The organism is Cryptocyanus atlanticus LEGE 06306, assembly GCF_056633155.1.
Genome location: NZ_JBSJOZ010000023.1, coordinates 1 through 7,377, shown reverse-complemented (window position 1 = coordinate 7,377; position 7,377 = coordinate 1). Strand labels below are relative to the sequence as shown.

The window sequence follows — 7,377 nt, the reverse complement described above, 5'->3', positions numbered from 1 at the left end:
CCAGGGTTAACGATGACAGGGGCCCAGGATGTCCAATAAAAGGCACCCACCTCAGGGCCCGGGTAGACGTCGCCAGGATCACTGCCTGCCCTACGGGGGCCTGGGGGGTACTCACGACCATCCAAGAGAGGCCCCCCCCGCTGCATGACCCATGGCGGCCTTTCTTGACCCCAACCAATGTTGATCGAGGGGAGAGAACCTGATGTTTTGCTTGGGCTGATGCGTTGAATTCTCAGGCTCTTCGCCTGCAATCCATGCCAAGCTCTGCTTGCTTGGATGGGATGAAGAACTCAAGCCTTGAGCATGATCTTCTTCGATTGGAAGCCCATCTCAAGCGACTTTTTGCCGACTTGGCACCGGCATGGCGTTGAAGCCAACAGACAACATCCAGGCGGCTTGCCTGGGGATGAGAAGCCTTGTTGATTCCCCACATCTGAATCTGGACGTTCAACGGCATGGTGCCCACCTTGGACAGCTCCCTCCGCAGCGTTGAGCAGCTTATGATGGCCGTGGTGAGGGCTAGGCTCAGACGTGGGTGCCATGCCACGCATCACCATGCCCATGATCCGCACCCGTGCCCAGCGCGGCAGGGGAACCAGGGCGTAGACCAACAGCTTCGAGAGCGTGCCCGGCAGCACGGTAGTCTGGCGGCCCAGGGCATCGAGGATCGGCTGGGCGATGGCGTCGGGATCCAGGGCGTTTCCCATCCGCATCCCGGCCCGTGACGCAAAGCCGCTGCGGGTGGGCCCCGGCGCGGCAGCCAGGACATCCACACCGCAGTGGCTGAGCTCCACTTGCAGGGCCTCGGCCAGACCCTGCACATAGGCCTTGGTGGCCGCGTAATGGGCGGCGTAGGGCATGCCCTGAAACCCCACGATCGAGCTGAGCAGTACCAGACCCCCGCGGCCCTGCGCCCGGAAGCGGCGCCCGTAGTGGTGGCCCATCTGCAGCACCGCCCGGCTGTTCACCATCAGCATCTCGGTTTCTTCGGTGATGTCGGCATCGAGGAAAGCGCCGGAGCTGCCGAAACCGGCGGCGGCCACCAGCAGGCCCACCTCCAGCGCCCCGGTGGCGCCCGCGAGCACGCCCAGATGGTCCTCCCGCGCCAGATCCAGGTCGATCACGCGCACTTGCACCCTGTGCTGGGCGCTCAGGTGAGCCGCGAGGGCCTCCAGCGGCGCCCGACGACGGGCCACCAGCACCAGGTTCAGCCCCGCTTCCGCCAGGCGGCAGGCCAGGGCGCGGCCGATGCCGGAAGAGGCTCCGGTGACGACGGCCCAGGGGCCGTAGCGGGAGAGAAAATGCTGCTGGCGCCGTGAGCGGGCGGGGGTCATCGGCGAGAGCGCGCGGGTGGGAGAGATGGCGGCTCGCACTGTAAGCCATGATGATCATCATGCAATAAGACCAACAAAGGGGTTTGAGCCCCCCAGGAGCCTCCTCCTCAGCCCCCTTCAGCCGCTGGGCCAAGGGCCCGTGCGGCGGTGAGCAGGCGCTGGGCCAGGGCTGGCTCGTCCACCAGGCGAGCGAGAACCACCGATCCCACCATCGCCGCTGCGAGCTGCAGCGCCGCATCGCTCGGCGCCGGGGACGGTTCGCGTGGCTTCAGCTTGCGCTCGATCGCCGCCAGCAACCCCCGGGCGGCCACCGCGAAAGCAGAGCGAACAGGAGACGACTGGCGGGCCCCCTCGCTTCCCAGGGCCGCAATCACGCAGCCCAGCTCGGGGTGGTTGAGATGCTCAGGCGAGAGGTATTGGGCCAGGCTCTGCTCCAGCGAGAGCGCCTCCCCCAGGGTCTCGTCGGCACTGGCGGCAGCCGCCGTACGGATGGCCTCGGCCACCAGGACGTCGCGGTTGGCGAAATGGGAATAAAAGGCGCCATGGGTGAGGCCAGCACCTTTCATCAGTGCCGGGATGCCGATTCCCGAAAGCCCATGGCGACGCAACTCTTTTGCCGCCGCATCAAGGATGCGCTCACGCACCGCTTGCTTGTGGCCTTTGGCATAGCGCATGACAGGCATCATGCCATGCCCCAAGGCTTGCCAGGGCAGCCCCCCTACAGGGCATGGCGCTGTTGGGATGGCTTCAGACTCTCAGCTCGACTGTTGACTCTGGGGACTTCTTTCCTGACGCAGGGGGGGCGGGAGTGATCAGAGCCCCGGCCGGTGGCCCCTCCAGAAAGGCGATCACCTCATCGCACCAGTGGACCCATTCCTGCTCATAGAGGATGCCGCGGCGCAGGGTGAGGTAGCGGAACTGGCAAGCGGGGCTCGGGGTATCCAGGGCCTGGAATTCCCTCTCCCGCTGCAGGTAGGTGTCCAGGTTCTGTTGATGGATGCCCCGGCGCCGCTCCAGTTCCTTGATCAGCACCGACCGGGGCATGTTGGCGCCACCGAGCACCCGCACCCCCAGGTCCTCCCGGATCGGGGTGGGTTCAGTGGGTGATCGGTTCCAGCGGTCGAGTTCCTCGCGGCCGCTGGCGGTGAGGGCGTACACCTTCTTGTCGGGCTTGCCGGCCTGGGGCACCAGTTGATGACTCAGCCAACCCTTGGCTTCCATCGCGGCCAGTTCCCGGTAGATCTGCTGCTGGCTGGCTTTCCAGTAGCAGGCGATGGTTTCCTCAAACTGCTTGCTGATGGCGTAGCCGCTGGCGGGCTGCTCGCAGAGCACGGTGAGGATCGTATGGGCCAGAGCCATGGGGGTACGAGCGGCGGCGGTGCTGGGTCCTCTGATCTTGCTTCGAATTGTCCCTGGGCCAGGCTCGGGGGTGGGGGTGGCCCAGGAAGGCACTGTTGACCTAGTCAACTTATTGGGCATACACTTCCACGAATGACCAACTTGTTGATTAGCAACGGGTTGGTCCTCTCCCCGCCGCGCTTCCATGGCCACCGCACCCGGCGCCCTGCCTCCCCCCGGGTCCCCCGCGCCACCGCAGGGCCTGCGGCGCCTTGGCTGCGGCCGTCGTCGCTGGCAGCTTCCGCTCACTGCCGCCGCCGCCGCCACCGCCGTTGGTCTGGCCCTGGCCCTCGCCCCCCGTCCCCGCCCGCCTGTGCCCAAGGCCCTGCCCGTGGCTGTGGTTATGGCGCAGCCGGTGAGCCGCTATCTCACCAGCCGGGAGTACACCGGCGAGGTGGTGGCTGGCCGCAGCAGCAGCCTCGGCTTTGAGCTCGCCGGCACCCTGGAGCAGGTGCTGGTGGAGGAGGGGGATCCGGTGGTGGCCGGCCAGCCCCTGGCCCGCCTCGATCGCCGCCGCCTGCAGGCCCAGCGCCAGCAGCTGCAGGCCCAGCAGCGCACCGCCCGCGCCGCCGTGCAGGAAGTGCGCCAGGAGCTCACCCTGGCGGAGCTGCAGCGGGAACGGCGCCGCAGGCTCCATGCCCAGGGAGCGATCTCCCGCGAGGACCTCGACCAGCAGATCTATGGCGCCGGGGCGCTGGTGAGCCGGCTGGCCCAGGCCGACAGCCAGGTCGATGAGTTCGGCGCCCGCCTGCGTCAGATCGATGTCGACCTGGCCCGCAGCGAGCTGGTGGCCCCCTTCGCCGCCACGGTGAGCCGGCGGCTGCTGGATGAGGGGATGGTGGTGAGCAGCGGCCAGGCCCTGCTCAACCTGGTGGAAGCCGCCCCCCGCGAGGTGCGGGTGGGGGTGCCGCCCGCCGTTGCGCAGGGCCTGCGGCTGGGTGAAACCCACCCCGTGAGCGTGGGCGATCGCCGCCTCAGCGCCACGATCAGCGCCGTGCTGCCCGAGCTCGATGCCGCCAGCCGCACGGTCACGGTGGTGCTGCGGTTGCCGGCCGAGGATCTGCCGGTGGGTGCGACGGCGCGCCTCAGCCTGGAGCGCAGCGAAGCGGGGGAGGGCTTCTGGCTTCCCACCGATGCGCTGGTGGCGGCGGAGCGGGGCCTGTGGTCGGTCTATGTGCTCTCGCCTGCACCGCCGCCGGACGCCAACACGCCACCGCAGGCACGGCAGGTGGCTCGCCGTGTGGTGGAGATGGTCCACACCGAGGGCGAACGCTCGCTGGTGCGCGGCACCCTGCGCCCCGGTGAGCAGGTGATCGCCAGCGGCACCCACCGCGTGGTGCCGGGCCAATGGGTGCGGGCGGCGCTGTGAGGCTCGATCTCTTTCATCGCAACCGCCAGCTGCTGCTGCTCACCCTGCTGCTGGTGGTGGTCTGGGGGGTGTCGTCGCTGCTGACGCTGCCGCGGCTGGAGGATCCGCTGCTCACCCAGCGCAATGCTCTGGTGATCACCGCCCTGCCGGGCGCCACGCCGGAGCGGGTCGAATCGCTGCTCACGGAACCGCTGGAGGAGGCCCTGCTGGAGCTGGAGGCGGTGGACCATCTCGACTCCACCTCCACTTCCGGCACCTCGGTGATCGCCGTGGCCCTGAAGGATTCGATCCGCGAGGTGGCGCCGGTGTGGAGCCAGGTGCGCGGCAAGCTCGACGATGCCACCCCGCTGCTGCCGCCGGAAGCCTCCAGGCCCGACTTCCGCGACGGTAACATCGGCGCCAGCGCCCTGATCGTGGGCCTCACCTGGGAGCTGCCCGGGCCCGCCAACCTGGGGCTGCTGGCCCGGCTGGCGGAGGATCTGCAGACCCGCCTGCGCGCCCTGCCCGGCACCGACAAGGTGGAGCTCAGCGGCGAGCCCACAGAGGAGATCCGGGTGGAGATCGGCGCCCGGGAGCTGGCCCGGCTCGGGCTCACGGCTCAAGGCCTCTCCGAACGGGTCGCCGCCAGCGACGCCAAGCAGGCCGCCGGGCAGGTGCAAGGTGGACGCAGCGCGCTGCCGCTTCAGCTGGATGGCGCCCTCGACTCCCTGGAGCGCATCCGCGCCATCCCCCTGCAGACCGGCGCCGATGGTGCCAGCGCCCGCCTCGGGCAGGTGGCGGCGGTGAGCCGCGGTGTGCGCGAACCGGCCAGCCGGCTGGCGCTGGTGCATGGCCATTCGGCGGTGGTGGTGTCAGCCACAGTGGCCTCCGGTGAGCGGGTCGACCGCTGGGCGCAGCTGGCGCGGCAGCAGCTGGCTGATGTGAACGCCACCCTGCCCGCCGGCCTCGGCCTGCACCCGTTGCTGGATCAGAGCCGGTATGTGGAGGAACGCCTCGACGGCGTGATCGGCAACCTGATCACCGCCGCGCTGCTGGTGGTGGCGGTGTCGGTGCTGATGCTCGGCGGCCGGGCGGCGCTGGTGGTGGGAGCGGCCCTGCCCCTCAGCGCCCTGATGGTGTTCGGCTGGATGCGGGTGCTGGCGATTCCCCTGCACCAGATGTCGGCCACTGGCCTGGTGATCGCCCTGGGGCTGCTGATCGACAACGCCATCGTGGTGGTCGATGAGGTGCAGCAACGTCTGCGCGGCGGCGCCTCCAGCGGCGCGGCGGTGCGGCAGTCGGTGGGCTACCTGCTGGTGCCGATGCTGGCCGCCACGCTCACCACGGTGCTGGCCTTCGTGCCGATCGCCTCGGCGCCGGGAGCCACGGGCGAATTCATCGGTGCGATCGGCCTGGTGGTGATCCTGGCGCTGGCCAGTTCCCTGGCCCTCTCGCTCACGGTGATCCCCGCCCTCTGCGCCCGGCTGCAGCATTGGCGGCTGTTGGGGATCGAGGCGCGCTGGTGGGAGCAGGGGGTGTCGCTGCCGCGGCTGACCCAGCGCTACAGCCACACCCTGCAGCAGGTGCTGCGGCGTCCCTGGCAGGGGGTGGCGTTGTCACTGGTGTTGCCGGTGATCGGCTTTGTGGTCTTCGGCAGCCTCGAGCAGCAGTTCTTTCCGCCGACCAACCGCGACCAGTTTCAGATCGAGATGCGCCTGCCGAGGCAGAGCTCCCTGGAGCGCAGCGAAACTCTGGCCCTGGCCGCCCGCCAGCGCCTGCGCGAACATCCCGGCGTTGCTGATGTGCACTGGTTCCTGGGTGAGAGCGCGCCGCCGTTCTTCTACAACGTGGTGGCCTCCCAGGAGAACGCCCCCCATTACGCCCAGGGCCTGGTGCAGCTGCGCGGCACCGAGCGCCTGCGCGACACGATCCGCTCCCTGCAGGAGAGCCTGGATGGGGCCTTCCCGGAAGCGCAGCTGCTGGTGAAGCAGCTGGAGCAGGGTCCACCGTTTGAGGCGCCGATCGAGCTGCGCCTGCAGGGCCCAGACCTCACCCAGCTGCGGCAGATCGGCGACGACCTGCGGCGCCGCCTGGCGCAGCTGCCGGCCGTGACCCACACCAGCGCCAGCCTCAGCGAAGCCCTGCCCCGGCTTGCTGTGGCGGTGGATGAACAGCAGGCCCAGCGCAGCGGCCTCGACAACTTGGCCATCGCCCGGCAGCTGCAGGCCGGCCTCGATGGCGCCGTGGGCGGTTCGATTCTGGAAGGCGTCACCAGCCTGCCGGTGAGGGTGCAGGTGGCCGAGGCCCAGCGGGGGAATCTCCAGCAGGTGGCCTCCCTCGATGTGGTGTCGCCCAGCAGCGGCGACACCGTGCCGCTTTCGGCCCTGGCCCGCCTGCGGCTGGAGCCCGAGCTGGCGGCCATCGACCGGCGTGACGGACAGCGCATCAACACGGTGCAGGCCTACCTGTCCGCCGGTTCCCTGCCCGAAGCGACGCTGGGCGGGTTCCACAGGCAGCTGGAACAGGAGGGCTGGCAGCTGCCGGCCGGGATGAGCCTGGCCTACGGCGGTGAAGCCGACGCCCGCGGCGATGCGATCACCAACCTGCTCTCCGCCGTGGGGGTGCTGTTGATCCTGATCACCGCCACTCTGGTGCTGTCATTCCGCTCCTTCCGGCTGGCGGCTCTGATCGGCTCGGTGGCACTGCTCTCGGTGGGACTGGCGGCCCTGGCCCTGAAGCTCAGCGGCTCCCTGTTCGGATTCACCGCCATCCTGGGCACCCTCGCCCTGATCGGCCTGGCGATCAACGATTCGATCGTGGTGCTCAACGCCATCCGTACCGATCCGCTCGCCGCCAGCGGCGACCCCGCCGCCACCACCGCCGTGGTGCTGCATGCCACCCGCCATGTGGTCGCCACTACCCTCACCACCGTCATCGGTTTTCTGCCGCTGATGCTTGATCCCACCGGCTTCTGGCCGCCGCTGGCGATCGCGGTGTCGGGTGGTCTTGTGGGTGCCACCGTGCTGGCGCTGTTTTATGTGCCAGCTGCCCACAGGCTGCTCGTGCGGAACAGCACGGCAGAAGGCTCCTGAGCGGTGGGACTGGGTGGCAAGGTCTTCCCCGTCCTGCTGCTTTCATCACCACCAGGTCAGGATTGAGGGGGATCGAGGAGAGTGGGCGCCTTGGACTTCCTCTGTTTCGCCACATGTGCCAATTGCTTGTGGCGCTGATGAAACGATTGAAGGGCACCTCGAAATATTCCCATTACCGAAGCAGCATTGAGCAGACGTAAGCCCT

Annotated in this window: 5 protein-coding genes; 2 read left to right on the top strand and 3 right to left on the bottom strand. The window is 68.9% G+C overall.

Annotated elements, in window-relative coordinates:
• Window positions 1-290 precede the first annotated feature (290 nt).
• From ACWJI7_RS13865 to ACWJI7_RS13855, 3 genes are all read right to left on the bottom strand, one after another.
• Window positions 291-1,334, bottom strand: coding sequence for an SDR family NAD(P)-dependent oxidoreductase (locus tag ACWJI7_RS13865; RefSeq protein ID WP_479938776.1), 1,044 nt, complete (start codon window positions 1,332-1,334; stop codon window positions 291-293).
• 107 nt (window positions 1,335-1,441) lie between these two features.
• Window positions 1,442-2,008 (bottom strand): TetR/AcrR family transcriptional regulator, encoded by a 567-nt coding sequence (locus ACWJI7_RS13860; RefSeq protein ID WP_479938774.1) that lies wholly within the window; start codon window positions 2,006-2,008, stop codon window positions 1,442-1,444.
• Window positions 2,009-2,081: 73 nt separating this feature from the next.
• On the bottom strand, window positions 2,082-2,693 hold the full coding sequence (locus ACWJI7_RS13855; RefSeq protein WP_479938773.1) for a PadR family transcriptional regulator: 612 nt from the start codon (window positions 2,691-2,693) through the stop codon (window positions 2,082-2,084).
• Between the two features lie 184 nt (window positions 2,694-2,877).
• Here ACWJI7_RS13855 and ACWJI7_RS13850 point away from each other — a divergent pair, with 184 nt between their 5' ends.
• Window positions 2,878-4,101, top strand: a complete 1,224-nt coding sequence (locus ACWJI7_RS13850) for an efflux RND transporter periplasmic adaptor subunit (protein WP_479938771.1) — start codon at window positions 2,878-2,880, stop codon at window positions 4,099-4,101.
• A complete protein-coding gene (locus ACWJI7_RS13845) occupies window positions 4,098-7,172 on the top strand; it encodes an efflux RND transporter permease subunit (protein ID WP_479938769.1) in 3,075 nt (1,024 codons plus the stop codon). The genes ACWJI7_RS13850 and ACWJI7_RS13845 overlap by 4 nt, the downstream gene beginning before the upstream one ends.
• Window positions 7,173-7,377 lie beyond the last annotated feature (205 nt).